Consider the following 16,355-nt stretch of genomic DNA (forward strand, 5'->3'; position numbering starts at 1 on the left):
ATTAATTTATAAATTCCTGCAAAGGTATGGTTCTTGTTACGTTTAAGAAAATGATTCGGGCATTAATCTGCGATAATGGCGTCTACTTCTATTTCTATGAGCCAGTCTGCGTCAATAAATCGGGAAATCTCCATAATGGTGTCCACGGGTTTAATGGTTTTAAAATATGAAGCTCTAACCTCGGACGCTGCTTTCCAGTCGTTAATATCCCGCAATAACATTCGTGTTCGCACCACGTCATTTAAACTGCTTCCCGCTTTTTCCAAAGCTGTTTTAATAAGTTCCAGACACTGTTTAGTTTGTTTCCTGATATCGTCTTTACCTATGGTATTTCCATCTTCACCAATGGGTGCAGTTCCACCTATACTAATATAAGAACCTACTTTAACGGCACGACTAAAGCCCACGATATCTTCATAGGGACTGCCGCCGGAAATCAATTGTCGTTTCATCTTCATGTTGTATGGTTTAATCAAGTTCTAAACGCCGCATTTGTTCGTTGGCCTTTTTAAATATATTACGGATCACATCACCGTTTGATGGTTCTTCTGCTAGCGTTTCAGGATCCCACTGACTTCGTTCTGTGGCAAAAAAATCCCCGCCATAAATATGAATCCCACCAGTAAAACGAGGTAAAGGATTAGTAACGGAATGAATAGCATTGTTGTTTAGGGTGGCAACATCGCCTTCAAATAAACACCGAACATCATGTGCATCCAGACCGTCCTTTTGTTTTTTCCATAGAATATTGTCTTCACGACCCGAATAAATTCCAATATTAGCCCACATTAAATGATTGTGCGGCATTAAATTCATTTGAGGCGTCCAGGTTGCCGCGAATATAGTAAGGTCTTTAGAGCGGAGGAATACTTTAAGTCCCGCCTCTTTTGGACTTCCAACCGCTTTCAACACGGCCTTGGGATCTGAAACCGCTTTGGCCAGAACTTCTTTTACAGCTTGCTGCGGATCAACATCTTTATTGGCTTCTATACAAGCTTCTATAAATTTATGCATGTTTATCAATTCTTGCTCGTTCACCGGTATAATCCGTTCACCATGATCTAAAGCATCGCTTGAGATTTCTGTTTTAGCATTGGCCATAAATGATGGAAGGACAGTAAGTCCTAAGCCCAGGCCTAATGTTCTAATCATACCTCTTCGTGATAAAGAGGATGTCGTGCTCGTGTTTGACAAGGTGTTTAAATCCGTTTTTAAATGTAACATCGTGTTTGGTTTTAGGATTTTATTTTTTGGTATTCGCTTTGAAACCGATCATTAATAGGAACTGTTTTTAAGGCGATTTCAATGTTATCCAGACACTTAAGTATGGTAAGGTCTTCTTCTAACATCTTATAAATAGCCGCTTCACAACTATCCCAAATATGTTTGAGCTGGGGTAGTAAATCTTTAGATTTCTGACTTAATTTAATATTTTGTTTGCGCTTGTCGCTTTCATCTTGCTCTGAAACGATGTAGCCTTTATTTGCCATTTTTTTTAGCATAGAAACCATCGAAGGATGTGTATACCCTAATTGGTCTGCAATTTCGACCATAGTTAATTTGTTATATTCCAATAATAATTTAAAAACCAAATGCCAGCTGGGTTCAACATCCAGATCAATATGTTTAAAGAATTTTCTGGTGTCGTGCGCCATCCGGTCACTTATGCGCTTTAATCGATTATCCAGAGCTCTATACCCCTGTGCTTTAATAAAATCTTTATCCATAACTTTTAGATATATATAAATATACTAAAAATAGTTAGTTAACTACATAGTTTGCTACATATTTTGTTCTCGTTAGAAGTTTTTTACATGAATTTGTATTAAAAAGACTTGTTTTTTAATGTGTTTAGGTCAGAAATCAGTCTTTGGCCCTGAGAGTCCATTTTTTGAACTTTTTAGGTCATTCCAACCCTCACTCATACTCTAAATTTGCTTTATCAAAACAATCTATTAACTTTTTAAACAATTAATTATGAGTACAAAAAAGAAGATCGTAGTGTTGATAAGCTACGGATTAAACGATGAAAGAGCCTCCGTAGCGTGGAGTATCGCCAACGGAGGTATTAAATCAGGGTTAGATGTGAGTATTTTTCTGGTAAGTTCCGGTGTAGACTGGGTTAGAAAAAGTGCTGCAAAGTATGCCCATTTGAATCCAAAAGACCCTACCATGAAAGACATGATCGACGCTGTAGTAAGCAACAAATGTCGCATTATGGTATGTCCTCCTTGTGCCGCTGTGCGTGGTTATGAGGTTGAAGATCTTATCGATGAAATTGAATTAGTAGGTTCTCCAGCCCTGCACCAGCTAATCCTGGAAGGTGCTGAAACCATTACTTTATAACTTAAATTATAATTACTTAAAATTAAACATATTATGAATCAATTACAAACCAAAGTATCAAACAAAGTTGTGGCGCAAATCCCAGCAAATCAGGTAGAAGCCATTTTAAAAGCACAAAGCCACCACATCATCGATGTGCGCAATCCACAGGCCATTGAAAATCAAGGAGGATTTCCGGGAGCGGTAAACATTCCTTTGGAAACCGTTGATCAAGCTATAGATAAAAGCAACGCTAATTACCATCCAGTTTTCGACAACGAAGGTCCCTTCTTGTTTTGCTGCACAGGTGGCGTGATGTCTTACATGGCTGCAATTAAAGCTCAGGAATCCGGGATTAAGCAGGTTTTTAACTTAGAAGGAGGTCATGCCGGATGGTTAAAAGTAAAAACAGGACAAGAAGCCTGATCGAAAATCATCAATCAATTATAAAAAGTCAGTGCAAGCTAAAGAATTCTTCATCCCAAGGAAACACTGAGCTTGCATACTTTTTTAAATATTTGTTACTATGGAATTTTTAATAAACGTGTTGGTTGTGTATGGTATTTCAGCTATTATAACCATCAGCAAAATATTTGAACCCCTGCGGGATATCGCGGAAAAAAGAAGTCCGAATTTTTGGAAATACCTTACTAGTTGTATGCAATGTTTACCCTTTTGGGTCGGTGTATTTGTTTCTTTTGTGATGGGTACTTCAATGGTAGTTAGCAATGAGAACCTCCCAGGATTTTTAAACAGCTTTTTAAGCTATTTATTTTCGGGAGCGCTTTACAGCGGAACCACATTTTTGATACACACGGTGTTTGTATGTTTGAAGGGTGACGCATGGACGGCTCGAGAAAAAGCAGAGAAAAAGCGAAAAATTGAGAAAGGCATTATAAACCCTTAAGTATAAATGATTATGCAGAAACATTTACTTTGGTGTTTCGCCATTGTTTTGGCGTAACACCAAATTGCTGTTTAAAACTTCGTATGAAATGAGAATCACTTTCAAAACCACAATCATAGCAAATCTCTTGCACGTTAAAATCGGTGTTTAACATCAGATGACGCGCTAAATGAAGGCGTTTCTGCATGAGCCATTTGCCAGGAGTGGTTTGATAAATCTTTTTAAATTCCCGTTTGAAGGTCGACACACTTTTACCGCAAAGTCTTGCAAAATCTTCTATCTTCAAATTATAAATAAACTGCTCCTCCATGATCTGTTCAATACCACTATCGGTATTTTTTGAAATGGTGTACAACATATCCCGAACCGAATGGTTATTGGCATCCAAACAAATATTCAGGAGCATTTCCCGAAATTTTAATTCGATGATTTTTTGTGATGGTTTTTTAGGTTGTTTTAAATAAGAAAAAAAGGAATGATAAAGGGTTTTTAAACTTTCAGACACATCGATTCTGTATATAAAATTAGGATTATCTAAGATTTTTAAAGATGAAATTTCCTTGTTAATATCCTCCTCGATGGCACGTCGGATAAAATCGTCCCGCATAAAGAACATCAGAACACAAAAGCCTTCTTCAAAGTATTGCTGGTTTTTGAAAGCGCCTTTTCGCACGAAAATGGATTGGTCTTCCTGAACCAAATAATCCTTCGAAGGCATGATCCATTTCTTTTGACCACTAAGTACATAAACAATACTATGACATTCAGACCAGGCCGTGAATAATTCCTCTTTGATCGGGCATTTAAACTCAACGATCAAATAGTCTTCTCCAATAAACTTATTGTATCCCGGGGTTTCTAAAAAGTGTTTATATGAATCGAACATCTTGATTCGCAGTTTATTACCTATTAATCAAAGATAATATTTTTTTCAATTCGTTTCACTATTTAATATCTAAAAACCCCGAAGAATTATTGAGTTAATCTATTACAAACTCCAGACATACAACACCTGAGGATTTGTAGGTATGCCATTCATTTCAGCATCTGGTGTACTTAAAAGCTCAATTTTGCTAACGGTGCCATCTCCTGCTGGTAAATTTACAGCTCGCGTATTAAAGCTTTTTCCGTCTAAGGGGTCTATACCGGATTGTAGCGCTATAGGTAGCAGCATGGTTTTTATTGTACCACCCTGTACAACCCGTAAACTAATGTCACAACCACCTTCCGGACAATATTTTACTTGTGCTTCAAGGCGATCGGTTTCCACATTAGGATCAAAGACCTTGATGAGTCCGCTGGTATAAGGGCCGATCGGAGGATATACTATAGTCGCCTGAGGAGTCGTTGAACTAACACCAGCCATAACGCTAATCACCTCCACATCATTTACAATGGGGTAATTTACACCATTATTTTCTAAAGGTTTACTATAGGTTACGGTGATGTCATCCCAACGCACATAATCAGAACTACCGGCCTTTCGTATGGCGATATGGCCTTCGAGATAACTTTGCATTTGGCTTTGAGAATAATCTGAGAAATGTCGCATCAGAAAACCGGTTTCCTGATCGCCTGCACCACCACCTTGCATAGGGTCTTGTTTATAGGTTCCTGGCATCCCGCCAACGGCGTTTTCTTGAACGGTAGGTGGTATAAAGGTGTTCGTATTCATGTCATAAGCCCAAACTGGACCGGCGTGTGTTTTATTATAACTATCTGGTGCCGAAATACCATGCATATCACCTTTGTAGGGGTAGTTGTTATTATCACCCCAATGGGGTAATGAAAAGGCATGACCAATTTCGTGTTGAAAAATCCCAAGACTGGTCCCATTTCCAACGCCACCAAAACCACCTGCTTGTCCACCCGCATTGACGCCATAAATATTAATATAAAATAAGGCATAACGTCCTTGGGTTCCTGCAGCGGCTTTTAACGCAGTTTTCCACTGTGACGCGGCAGCTTGTTCTCCATCAAATTTAATACCGTTAAGAGCTTCGTAATCTGCTTTAGAGCTTACCCTGGAGGCAGGAGCACCAACATCTTTTCGTGGAGGTATGGTTAATTCAGTGAACAGCATATTTGGAAAATGTCTTAGTGTAACTCCGGAAACCGGCCATTTAGAACGTATCTCTTCAAGCCAACCTTTTGGATAATCACCCGGTGAATCTTGAAAAAAATGGGCGTCAAACATATTCATGATCACATGGTTTGGTGCTCCGATGGTTAAATCGTTGAACTCCATAGTGTCACTTCCGGCTTGAATAGTAAGGCGCAGCCCGGGTTGCACAAATTCTTTAGGAATGATTGCGGCAAAACTATTTTCGAATTTATGTTGAATGGCACCATAGCGGAGATCGATCGCTTCCGTCAATGTTGAAGGCCCTGATAAATTAATGGTTTCGGTTGTTCCGTTTAAATTTATAATAGCATTAACATCCGGCGCCGATTCACCAATATGTGTCGTAAAATTAACTTTTATTAATGTGGCTCTGTTGCTAACTAATTTAAAAAGTTCGTCTTCCGGTTGTTGAACGTGAGTTTGGGCAAAAAATACGGCTCCAAAAGGCGCATTTTCTGATATGGGATCACCCGATAGAACGGCGTCATCAAGATCCTGGTTTTTACAATGTTGAATTAGGATGAGGCTGCATAGAAAAATGAGCCCTTTAAAATAGGTCATTGGGGGTTTCATAATGTAGGTAGATTTAAGGGTTTTTTTAATAGATAATTAATGATGAAAAAATTAAAGTAGCGTTTAATTTTTTAGCTAAACTTTAACTTTCTTAGGGAAAATAAATGAAAAATTTTTAAATATTGATTAATAGGTTTTTAAATATTGAAATAGGTGTTAGTTCTTTCCTTTTGTCGAACTTTTAACAATATTTCTTTTTTATCACCTTTATAAAAACCATATCGAAGATTATATGGTGCTTTGATTCTTCTATTGTACTTTTGTATAAAATTTCAGATCATGTTTACATTCCGTAATATATTTCGAATGGTTGCCTTTCTTGAAGGCCTTTCTTATATATTGTTATTGTTTTTTGCAACACCTGTAAAATATCTCGCTGGTGAACCGCAATATGTAAAAATGTTGGGTATGCCACATGGCCTCTTATTTATTGGATATATCATTATAGCTATTATGATAAAACCTGATTTTGATTGGCCGAAAAAAGATTTTTTGATCGTATTGGTAGCCTCTATTATTCCTTTTGGAACTTTTTATGTTGATAAAAAATACATACAAACGAAATGATACGCAATAGTATTTTAATTCAAGATAACATCGATACAAAAATCGACACAAAAGCTGTATCAGATTTTCCATGGAAACATTGGATTTATGATTATTTAATAGAGCTGAAAGTTTCTGAAACAATTGCTGTTTATCTCAACATAGCCATATTGATAATCGTTTTATTGTTGATCATTTTTATTACTGATTTTGTTATTCGAAAAATCCTCATTGGCGCCTTTTCCAGATTCGCGGAACGTTCAAAAACCAATTTTGATGATCTTTTAGTAAAAAACAAAACGCCCCGAAACCTAGCTCATATCATCCCATTATTAATCGCCATTGCTTTTGTTCCCGGGGTATTCTCAGATTTCCCCCATACAGAAGCCATTCTGGAGAAAGCTTTACAGGTTTTCGCCATTCTTTTAACGCTTTGGGTTATTCGTAGTATCCTGAATACGTTTAAAGATTACCTTAAAACGCTGGAACGTTTTATGGATAAACCCATAGACAGTTATATTCAGGTATTCATGATCTTTGCTTGGCTTGGTGGTATTTTATCTGCCATAGCAATTATTACGGGTATTCCATTTTTACACTTTTTAACTGGCTTAGGAGCTATTTCTGCGGTTGTAATATTGGTATTTAAGGATACCATTTTAGGTTTTGTTGCCAGTATTCAGGTGTCCATCAATGATATGGTCCGAATTGGTGATTGGATTACTTTTGAAAAATACGGCGCCGATGGGGATGTGATTGAAATTACCTTAGCGACCGTAAAAGTTCAAAATTTTGACAAAACCATAACGACTATTCCAACCTATGCCCTGATTTCAGATTCTTTCAAGAATTGGCGTGGTATGACCGAATCGGGCGGTAGACGTATTAAGCGAGCCCTGATTATTAAACAGGAAAGTGTTAAGTTCCTTTCGGACGAAGAAGCTGAAAAGCTTAAAAAAATTCAGTTACTAAATGCTTATATCGAATCAAGACAAGAAGATATTAAAGCTCATAATTCGGAACAACAAATTGATAAAAGTCTATTGATAAATGGCAGGAACCTAACCAATATTGGTGTGTTTCGAAAATATATCGATTCCTATTTGAATAATCATTCAGCGGTAAATAAGGACATGATGATTATGGCTCGGCAACTGGCCCCCACACCTCAAGGCATCCCCTTAGAAATTTATGTTTTCAGTAGCGATAAGCGATGGGAGAATTACGAATACATCATGGCCGATATTTTCGATCACCTCATTGCTGCTTTACCTTATTTCGAACTGGAAATATTTGAACTACCAAGTAGTACTTCTTTTAAAGATCTTAGTTTAAAAAAATAGAATAAAAAAAAAGGATGCTTTACTCAGGCATCCTTTTTTATTCAAAATGATTATGATTTAGATGTTAGCGGCTAGCCAGTCTCCCACTTCTTTAGTTCCATAAGATTTATCGCCATTGGCTAGATCTTCGGTTACAATTCCTTCAGCAAGTGCTTTATTTACGGCATCACGAATAGCTTTTCCTTCCTCCGGTAAATTAAATGCCATTTCAAACATCATGGCTGCAGATAATACGGTTGCCATAGGGTTGGCAATATTTAATCCTGTTGCCTGAGGGTACGATCCGTGTATCGGCTCAAATAAAGCGATATCCGAGCCCATCGAAGCTGAAGGCATTAATCCCATGGAACCGGAAATAACAGAAGCCTCATCGGTTAATATATCTCCAAACAGGTTTTCTGTGATTAAAACATCATAGCTATTTGGCCATTGTACCAATCGCATGGCTACAGCATCAACAAATTCGTAACTTACTGTAACTTCAGGATAATCTTTTTCCATAGCTTGTACCGTTTCACGCCATAAACGTGACGTTTCCAATACGTTGGCCTTATCCACGCAGCATAATTTTTTAGTTCGGGTCATGGCAAGTTCAAATCCTTTTTTAGCCAAGCGTTTTACTTCCTCTCTGGTATATACGCAATTGTCAAAAGCGGTTTCCCCTCCATCGCGACGGCCTTTTTCACCAAAATAAATACCTCCGGTAAGCTCACGTAAAAACACCAAATCAGTACCTTCGATACGTTCTCTTTTTAAAGGCGATTTATCAATTAGAGACGGAAATGTAAAGGTTGGACGAACATTAGCGAAAAGCCCTAATTTTTTACGCATTTTAAGCAGACCCTGCTCTGGACGCACTTTGGCTGAAGGATCATTATCGAATCGTGGGTGACCAATAGCTCCAAATAAAACAGCATCTGAACTTGTACATATGTTATGTGTTTCATCGGGGTACGGTTCGCCAACGGCGTCAATAGCTGCCGCACCAGTTAAAGCTGGTTTCCAGGTGATCTCGTGACCAAATTTTTTGGCTACGGCATCACTCACTTTTACAGCTTGTTCTATAACTTCCGGTCCAATACCGTCTCCGGCTAAAAGGGCAATATTAAATTTCATGTTGTTTTTTTAGTTTGTAATAATGTTTAGCATTTTTTCTGTGGCAATAATTGCAGATACCGTTTGATCGGAATCCAAACCACGGGTTTTAAATTCCTTGTCGTTAGCTTTCCATGTTATAATAGTTTCGCATAGGGCATCGGAGTGACTTCCGGGAGGAATTCGAACCGCATAATCAATGAGCGTGGGGAGTTGCATTTTTTGCTTTTTAAAAGCCGATTTGATCGCATTCATAAAAGCATCGAACTGTCCATCACCCTGCGCACTTTCTTCAAACGAGTTCCCGTTGATCGTAAGTGAAACGGAGGTTGAAGGCCTTAAACCTTTAGCGTGGGTCAATACGTAAGAATTCACTTTAACCTTCTCTTCGTAATTCCGGTCTAACACATCCGAAATGATATAGGGTAGATCTTCCTTGGTTACAACCTGCTTTTTATCACCCAATTCAATAATACGCTGTGTTACTTTTTTAATATCGTCATCATTTAACTTAAGGCCAAGTTCTTGTAAGTTCTTTTGAATATTGGCCTTACCCGAGGCTTTACCGAGTGCATATTGACGTTTTCTGCCAAATCGTTCTGGCATAAGGTCACTGAAATAAAGATTCTTTTTGTTATCACCATCAGCATGAATACCGGCTGTTTGTGTAAATACATTGGCTCCAATAATCGGCTTGTTTGCCGGAATAAAAACACCTGAAAAAGTTTCAACCAGTTTACTTACTGTAAACAAACCTTTTTCGTTTATAGTGGTTTCAACATCAGGAAGAAAATCATTGATAACAGCGATGGTACTTGCCATAGGTGCATTTCCCGCCCGTTCTCCCATGCCGTTGATGGTAAGATGTAACCCATTAGCTCCGGCACGAATACCTTCCACGGCATTAGCAACACCCAGATCGTAGTCATTGTGGGCATGAAAATCAAAATGCACATCCGGATAAGTGTCGCGAATTTCCTTGATAAAATCAAAAGCTTCTTTTGGAGTCAATACACCTAGCGTATCCGGCAACATAATACGTTTCACCGGTTGCGTTGCCAAAAAAGCTAAAAAACCAAAAACATAGTCTTTGGAATTACGCATTCCGTTGCTCCAATCTTCTAGGTAAACATTGGTTTCCACGCCTTTACTCAGCGCTAAGGAAATATTTTCTTCTATATCCTTAAAGTGTTGATCTGGAGTCTTTTTAAGCTGGTATTTTAAATGATTTAATGAACCTTTGGTTAAGAGGTTCTGAACCTTTGCTCCTGCTTTTAGCATCCAGTCGATGGAAACTCCGCCATCTACAAAAGTGAGTACTTCTACAGCATTGATAAAGCCATTTACGCTAGCCCAGTCCGTAATATCCTTTACCGCCTGAAATTCACCTTCTGAAACTCTGGCAGATGCAATTTCAATGCGATTTACCTTAAGTTCCTCTAAAAGGAGCTTCGCTATGGTTAACTTTTCAGAAGCAGAAAACGACACACCGGAGGTTTGCTCACCATCACGGAGTGTCGTATCCATTATTTCAATACGTCGCTTTGCGCTCATATTACATAGGTAATTCGTTAGCGAACGATTCTATTTCACCTTTAATGTTTTGTAAGTAATCAATGTCATCAAAACCATTCAACATGTTCTCTTTCTTGTAACTGTTGATCTCAAAAGATTCCTGAGCTCCGGTAGATAAAATGGTTATCGTTTCATTTGGAAGATTGACTTCAATTTGAGTATTTGGGTCTTTATAAATCTCTTCGAATATCTGTTCTGAAAATTCAGGACTTACCTGAACTGGCAATACCCCTACATTCAAACAGTTATTTCTAAAGATATCGGCAAAGAAGCTGGAAACAACACAACGGAATCCGTAATCGTATACGGCCCAAGCCGCATGTTCACGGGATGAACCTGACCCGAAGTTCTTTCCTCCTACTAAAATCTTACCACTATAAATGGGATTGTTTAGTACAAAGTTTTCTTTTGGTGAACCATCGTTATTGTAACGCCAGTCTCTGAATAAATTATCACCAAACCCTTTACGCTCTGTTGCTTTTAAAAAGCGCGCAGGAATAATTTGATCGGTATCGACATTCTCCAGAGGTAATGGAACTGCTGTACTAGTTAATACATTAAATTTATCGTAAGCCATATTATGTTTTCTTTCTGTAATTTATTTTAATTAAAGTAAGTCTCTTGGATCGGTTACAACACCAGTAACTGCAGCTGCTGCAGCTACTAAAGGACTAGCCAACATAGTTCTGGCACCAGGCCCTTGACGTCCTTCAAAATTCCTGTTAGAAGTACTTACAGCATATTTTCCCGCAGGAATTTTATCATCATTCATAGCCAAACATGCTGAACATCCCGGTTGGCGCAAGGTAAAACCAGCTTCGGTAATAATATCCAAAATACCTTCTTCCTTAATTTTATCCTCTACTTCATGCGAACCAGGTACTAACCAGGCCGTTACATGATCTGCTTTCTTCTTTCCTTTCACAATAGAGGCGAAAGCTCTAAAATCTTCAATGCGACCGTTGGTACAACTTCCTAAAAAGACATAATCTACTGTTTTTCCTAACATGGACTCAGCTTCATCATATCCCATGTATTCCAAAGATTTTCTAAACGTTGCAACATTACCATCTAAGGTTTCTGCTTCTGGTATAAACTGTGAAATACCAATCCCCATTCCAGGATTTGTTCCATAGGTAATCATTGGTTCGATCTCTGCCGCATGAAAGGTTATTTCCTTATCAAAGGTAGCGTCGTCTTCCGTTTTGAGGGTTTTCCAATGTGCCACAGCTTCATCCCAGGCCTCACCTTTCGGTGATAGCGGTTTATCTTTTAGATAGGCAAAAGTAGTCTCATCTGGTGCAATCATACCACCACGAGCTCCCATTTCTATTGAAAGGTTACAAACGGTCATACGGCCTTCCATGGTCATATTTTCAAAAACATCCCCTGCATATTCCACAAAATATCCAGTTGCTCCAGAGGTGCTTAACTGAGAAATAATATAAAGCGCAACATCTTTTGGGGTTACACCCTTACCAAGTTTGCCGTTAACATTAATCCGCATTTTCTTGGGCTTAGGTTGCATGATACATTGCGTGGACAATACCATTTCAACTTCAGATGTTCCAATACCAAAGGCAATAGCTCCGAAGGCACCATGTGTTGACGTATGTGAATCACCACACACAATGGTTGCGCCCGGGAACGTAATGCCGTTCTCTGGTCCAACGACATGAACAATACCGTTCTTTTTATGACCTAATCCCCAGTGACTGATACCATATTCGTTGGAATTATCCTCCAGTGCTTTTAACTGATTGGCGGACAAAGGGTCTTCTACAGGTAAATGCTGATTAATGGTTGGTGTGTTGTGATCGGCGGTTGCAAAGGTACGCTCAGGGTACAACACACTAAGACCTCGTTTTTTAAGACCTAGAAAAGCAACGGGACTGGTTACCTCATGGATAAAATGGCGATCGATGAAAAATACATCAGGACCCCCTTCAATTTTTCGTACCACATGAGAATCCCAAACTTTATCAAATAATGTCTTGCTCATAAAAATCTATAATTATGTTTAATTTTTCTTTAATTTATTGGCATCTATAGCTTGCAAATTTATAAAATAAGGACTGTTTTTGCCCTTAAATAAGAGAGACAAACTACGATGCTCAACATTTTTATGTAATCCTTAATGATCGCATTAAAAATCTTAATAAATTCAATAGATCTCAAGGATTGATGAAAATTGTACAATGCTATATTTTACGATTGTCAACTAAAAAAATTAATTCCAATAAGAATTTTTATTCAAGTCGCTTGGAAACATATTCCACCTCGGTTTTTCCATGTGGTTTGGCTTTACCATCTTCACCCATATTAACCATTACAATGTTCGAAATGGTAATAATGGTTTCTTGGGTCATTTTGTTTCTAACCTCACAACTTAGTGTAATCGAAGCCCTGCCAAATTTTACGACTTCAATACCAATTTCAATAATATCGCCAGGTTTTGCTGTGGCTCTAAAATCGATCTCGCTTATATATTTGGTTACCACACGTTGATTTTCAAGCTGAATAATAGAATATAAGGCGGCCTCCTCATCGATCCACTCTAATAAGCGTCCGCCGAACAGGGTGCCATTTGGATTTAAGTCTTCAGGTTTTACCCATTTTCTGGTGTGAAATCTCATAAAATCATACTTTTTTTAAAGGTAACAAAAACGTCTTGTTAATAACCCGGTTAATAATTAGAATTTTGAATAGCTATATTGGATTTTTAAATCAATATTTTTATTGAAAATCTACATTATGACTCAGCGAGATTTAAATTTATCCCAAATGCGCCCCGAGATCCCTTCAGCAAAAATCACAGATAACATGAGCGACGATGAGTATTTTCAGAACGCCGTTTTACGCCCTGTAATTAAGCTTCAGAATGATTTGGTTGTTATAGTTTTCAGAAACTACATCAACAAACACAAAGCCGTATTTTATGGTTTATCGATGGAAAGGCGATTGGATTATATTGAAAACGCGATCCATAAGGATATGAAATTCCGAAACTCTTTAAAAGGTATGATCATTGGGCAATTTACTGTTGATGAATACGCTTTGTACATCAAAAACTCATCGGCTTTAAATAAGCGTATGATGAATTTGGTAAAGGACCGCATCATCAGCAACATTCAACTTTTTGAAAAGCCGGATTATTTAGCTGCTGTTTAGTTTTTATAATAACGATACACCATTGAGGTCGGTCGTAAGCACATCACTCATGTAATCGAAATAAGGACGAATAGCCTTAAATGACGCATCCACATTTTTAAGAAAGTCGGGGTGCATCACTTCCTCATCGGTAAATTTTTTAGTAAAAACGAATTGTTTCTTTTTAATAAGGTCAATGGCCTCATGACCTTTATCAAAACCCCTGGGTGCCGTTTTTAGCTCGTCGCCCTTAATGGTGCCCCAAACCGATTTAAAGGATTCCTTTTCCATAATCGCTTTGATCTCAGTTGCATCTATTTCAAATTCTTTACGAATCCGCATGAGATCATCTTTATTCGGATCCCAAAACCCTGTTGCGATAAAACTTTCATTATTTGGTTTTATATGAAGGTAGTAACCACCTCGCAATTCTGGTTTTAAGCGTCGGAACGAGCAGGCTAAATGGGTTTTATAAGGCATTTTATTTTTTGAAAACCGAACATCACGATAAATTCTGAATAGCTTCATATTTTCAATTTTATCGTGCTTATTCAATTCCGTTAATAAGGCGTTACAAAATATTTTGACCTCATTCTTTACAGCTTTGAATTCCGATTTTCGCTCATTAAACCAATCGCGGTTATTATTTTTTTCAAGATCTTTTAAGAAAGAAAGAACTTCCTCAGGGATTGTTGTACTCATTGCATTTTTTCTTTAAATGTACAAAAAGTTAGGTTTTATTTCCATCCTTTATGAACTAAGAAAATCCTGTATTAACCTATGTAGATCAATACAGGATTCAATTTAATTCCTAGGTATATTATAAATTAGGAAGTAGCTTCCACGGTTTCAGCGACTTCTGATTGTAAAGATTCAGAAGGTTTTTTTAACCATGCGCTTAACATCCAACTGGTTTTTTCCAGTTCTCTGATATATCCACCCATCATATCGATAGTACCTTCATCGCCAATTTCTTCAGCTTTTTTAATCACAACATACATTTGTTCTAATAATAATTTGTGATCATTCAAGGTTTCTTTAACCAGATCGATATCATGTGTCACCGGTTGTACCTCGTTTATGTTTGAAGATTTTAAATAGTCACTTAAGGTACTCATTGGATGGTATCTCAGAGTTAATACACGCTCTGCTATTTCATCTATCTTAATTTTAGCATCATTGTACATTTCTTCAAATTTCACATGTAAGTCAAAGAAATTCTTTCCTAAAATATTCCAGTGATTACTTCTTAATTTTTGATAGTATATATGGTAGTCGGCTAGTAAAATATTAAGCTCGGTTACTACCTTTAGCACATCTTCATTCTTCATATTCAAATAATTCATTTTTATTAGTATTTAACATTAATTTTCATATATAATATACGTTAAAATACCAGTAAAATCAAGTGTTTTAACATGATTTAACAGAACTGTTGTCTTAGGGCTACCATTTATGTTAAAGTTGGTGAAAGGTGTTAAAATCTTTTAAGAAAAGTCCATTACCTAATCTTCAAAAGCGATGTCTTTCAAAATTAATCCTGAGGCCGGAGCAATATATTCCATTTTAACAAAATGGCCGTCGCGCAAGCTGTCTTTGATGTCGTCTAAAGAGAGTTTTCCTTTACCTAGATCAATTAGCGTGCCCATCATGAGACGGATTTGATTACGCATAAAGCCTTTACCTTTAACTTTTAAGACGTAAGATTGCCTCGGAAAAAAATTGGCGGTATACTCGGTATTTTCAACAATTTCACAAAGTGATAAATCCCGATTATAAATTCCATTATCCGTTGGTTTGAAACAATAGGATTTGAAATAATGTTCTCCTTCGAATAGTTTAGCACCTTCTTTCATGAGCTCTATATCCAAATCATCTAAAATGGTAGTCATGATAGGTGCGCAGAAAGGGTGGCATTTTTGACCAAAAGTAAATAGGTAGTGATATTCTTTAGTTTTTGGATGGTTAATGATATTGAAGTTCTTATCCACCTCCTTAATGGTAAGCGCCCTAATATCCTGAGGTAAATTGTAATTAAAAAGCTCTAAAAATGCATTCATATCCTCAAGAGGTTCTTCCAAAAACAATTCGAAAGCTGCCTTTTCAGCAGAGACCATGGCATCTGTGCGACCTGAACTCAAACTCTTAAAGGGCTGGCCTTCTAAGATAAAATTTAAGGTTCTATCTACCATCAAATGTAGCGTTTTAACATCCGGTTGTTTCTGCCATCCATGAAAGCGGTAGCCTAAATATTGTAGTGTAATAAGATAAAAATGTTTTTTCATTTTTGACTTGTAAACCTTTTCAAAGACTTTCTGAGACGAACAGCACCTTTAAAACGTCGTCTCCGATGCGTTGGGGTTTCAGGGTTTTACGGTTTATGAGGCACCAAGTTGTTTTGGCTTTTACCAAAAGTGATTGATTTTTATAGATATAAATTTCCCGAACGGATTTTACACCACCAGTCTCTCCTACCCGGGTTTTAATGGTTAGGGCATCACCCAAAAGCGCTTGTCCTAAATAATCAATTTCATGCCGTAAAACCACCCAAAAATAGTCATTTTCGAGTTCCGGGGTTGTTATTTGCTCCCAGTGCTCCTCAGAAATGTCATTGATCCATCTCACATAAACCACATTATTAACGTGGTTAAGATCATCGAGATGTCCTTTTTCTACAATAAGTTCTTTCTGATATGAAGCGCCCTTTTTACTCAAA

Annotated in this window: 20 protein-coding genes; 6 read left to right on the forward strand and 14 right to left on the reverse strand. The window is 37.5% G+C overall.

The annotated features are described in order from the left end of the window. Positions 1-62: 62 nt before the first annotated feature. From V8G61_RS12455 to V8G61_RS12465, 3 genes are read right to left on the reverse strand one after another with little or no spacing between them, the layout of a single operon-like run. Positions 63-458 carry a RidA family protein gene (locus tag V8G61_RS12455; protein WP_394876092.1) on the reverse strand — a complete coding sequence of 132 codons (396 nt, stop codon included), beginning with the start codon at positions 456-458 and terminating at the stop codon, positions 63-65. 10 nt (positions 459-468) lie between these two features. After that, positions 469-1,224, reverse strand: a complete 756-nt coding sequence (locus tag V8G61_RS12460) for a hypothetical protein (RefSeq protein WP_394876094.1) — start codon at positions 1,222-1,224, stop codon at positions 469-471. An 11-nt stretch (positions 1,225-1,235) separates the two neighbouring features. Continuing rightward, positions 1,236-1,727 (reverse strand): MarR family winged helix-turn-helix transcriptional regulator, encoded by a 492-nt coding sequence (locus tag V8G61_RS12465; protein WP_394876095.1) that lies wholly within the window; start codon positions 1,725-1,727, stop codon positions 1,236-1,238. A 250-nt stretch (positions 1,728-1,977) separates the two neighbouring features. On the opposite strand from V8G61_RS12465, the gene V8G61_RS12470 reads away from it, so the two are divergent. From V8G61_RS12470 to V8G61_RS12480, 3 genes are all read left to right on the forward strand, one after another. Beyond that, entirely contained in the window at positions 1,978-2,346 is a 369-nt protein-coding gene (locus V8G61_RS12470) for a DsrE family protein (protein ID WP_394876096.1), read from the forward strand. 33 nt (positions 2,347-2,379) lie between these two features. Beyond that, complete coding sequence (locus tag V8G61_RS12475; RefSeq protein WP_394876097.1) at positions 2,380-2,751, forward strand: rhodanese-like domain-containing protein; 372 nt, start codon at positions 2,380-2,382, stop codon at positions 2,749-2,751. Between the two features lie 100 nt (positions 2,752-2,851). Then, positions 2,852-3,232, forward strand: coding sequence for a hypothetical protein (locus V8G61_RS12480; protein WP_394876098.1), 381 nt, complete (start codon positions 2,852-2,854; stop codon positions 3,230-3,232). Between the two features lie 10 nt (positions 3,233-3,242). Here V8G61_RS12480 and V8G61_RS12485 read toward each other — a convergent pair whose 3' ends face one another. Both V8G61_RS12485 and V8G61_RS12490 read right to left on the reverse strand, forming a co-directional pair. Then, the gene (locus tag V8G61_RS12485; RefSeq protein WP_394876099.1) at positions 3,243-4,118 is read right to left on the reverse strand and encodes a helix-turn-helix transcriptional regulator; all 876 of its coding nucleotides are present in this window, start codon (positions 4,116-4,118) and stop codon (positions 3,243-3,245) included. 102 nt (positions 4,119-4,220) lie between these two features. Next, on the reverse strand, positions 4,221-5,930 hold the full coding sequence (locus V8G61_RS12490; RefSeq protein WP_394876102.1) for a M66 family metalloprotease: 1,710 nt from the start codon (positions 5,928-5,930) through the stop codon (positions 4,221-4,223). A 279-nt stretch (positions 5,931-6,209) separates the two neighbouring features. Between V8G61_RS12490 and V8G61_RS12495 the strand changes: the two genes are divergently transcribed. Further along, positions 6,210-6,497, forward strand: a complete 288-nt coding sequence (locus V8G61_RS12495; protein ID WP_394876104.1) for a DUF3817 domain-containing protein — start codon at positions 6,210-6,212, stop codon at positions 6,495-6,497. After that, on the forward strand, positions 6,494-7,819 hold the full coding sequence (locus tag V8G61_RS12500; RefSeq protein ID WP_394876106.1) for a mechanosensitive ion channel family protein: 1,326 nt from the start codon (positions 6,494-6,496) through the stop codon (positions 7,817-7,819). Before V8G61_RS12495 ends, V8G61_RS12500 begins: the two co-directional genes overlap by 4 nt. 57 nt (positions 7,820-7,876) lie before the next feature. On the opposite strand, the gene leuB is transcribed toward V8G61_RS12500, so the two are convergent. The 5 genes from leuB to V8G61_RS12525 all read right to left on the reverse strand — a co-directional run bounded on the left by leuB (position 7,877) and on the right by V8G61_RS12525 (position 13,125). Then, positions 7,877-8,935, reverse strand: a complete 1,059-nt coding sequence (gene leuB / locus V8G61_RS12505) for a 3-isopropylmalate dehydrogenase (protein WP_394876108.1) — start codon at positions 8,933-8,935, stop codon at positions 7,877-7,879. Positions 8,936-8,944: 9 nt separating this feature from the next. Next, complete coding sequence (locus V8G61_RS12510) at positions 8,945-10,468, reverse strand: alpha-isopropylmalate synthase regulatory domain-containing protein (RefSeq protein ID WP_394876109.1); 1,524 nt, start codon at positions 10,466-10,468, stop codon at positions 8,945-8,947. A gap of 1 nt (position 10,469) precedes the next feature. After that, positions 10,470-11,066 (reverse strand): 3-isopropylmalate dehydratase small subunit, encoded by a 597-nt coding sequence (leuD, locus tag V8G61_RS12515; RefSeq protein ID WP_394876110.1) that lies wholly within the window; start codon positions 11,064-11,066, stop codon positions 10,470-10,472. A 30-nt stretch (positions 11,067-11,096) separates the two neighbouring features. After that, the gene (leuC, locus tag V8G61_RS12520) at positions 11,097-12,491 is read right to left on the reverse strand and encodes a 3-isopropylmalate dehydratase large subunit (protein WP_394876111.1); all 1,395 of its coding nucleotides are present in this window, start codon (positions 12,489-12,491) and stop codon (positions 11,097-11,099) included. A 247-nt stretch (positions 12,492-12,738) separates the two neighbouring features. After that, a complete protein-coding gene (locus tag V8G61_RS12525; RefSeq protein WP_394876112.1) occupies positions 12,739-13,125 on the reverse strand; it encodes an acyl-CoA thioesterase in 387 nt (128 codons plus the stop codon). A 118-nt stretch (positions 13,126-13,243) separates the two neighbouring features. On the opposite strand from V8G61_RS12525, the gene V8G61_RS12530 reads away from it, so the two are divergent. Next, a complete protein-coding gene (locus tag V8G61_RS12530; protein ID WP_394876113.1) occupies positions 13,244-13,660 on the forward strand; it encodes a glyoxalase in 417 nt (138 codons plus the stop codon). 3 nt (positions 13,661-13,663) lie between these two features. On the opposite strand, the gene V8G61_RS12535 is transcribed toward V8G61_RS12530, so the two are convergent. The 4 genes from V8G61_RS12535 to V8G61_RS12550 form a co-directional block, all read right to left on the reverse strand. After that, on the reverse strand, positions 13,664-14,341 hold the full coding sequence (locus V8G61_RS12535; RefSeq protein ID WP_394876114.1) for a DUF2461 domain-containing protein: 678 nt from the start codon (positions 14,339-14,341) through the stop codon (positions 13,664-13,666). 125 nt (positions 14,342-14,466) lie between these two features. Further along, positions 14,467-14,985, reverse strand: coding sequence for a Dps family protein (locus V8G61_RS12540; protein ID WP_394876115.1), 519 nt, complete (start codon positions 14,983-14,985; stop codon positions 14,467-14,469). 159 nt (positions 14,986-15,144) lie between these two features. After that, positions 15,145-15,924 (reverse strand): tRNA pseudouridine synthase A, encoded by a 780-nt coding sequence (locus V8G61_RS12545; RefSeq protein WP_394876117.1) that lies wholly within the window; start codon positions 15,922-15,924, stop codon positions 15,145-15,147. Between the two features lie 19 nt (positions 15,925-15,943). Next, positions 15,944-16,354: an acyl-CoA thioesterase gene (locus V8G61_RS12550; RefSeq protein ID WP_394876118.1), complete on the reverse strand. Its 411-nt coding sequence runs from the start codon at positions 16,352-16,354 to the stop codon at positions 15,944-15,946. Position 16,355: the final 1 nt, after the last annotated feature.

Origin of the sequence: Gaetbulibacter sp. M240 (assembly GCF_043876815.1) — a bacterium.
In the GTDB taxonomy this organism is placed as follows: Bacteria; Bacteroidota; Bacteroidia; order Flavobacteriales; family Flavobacteriaceae; genus Gaetbulibacter_A.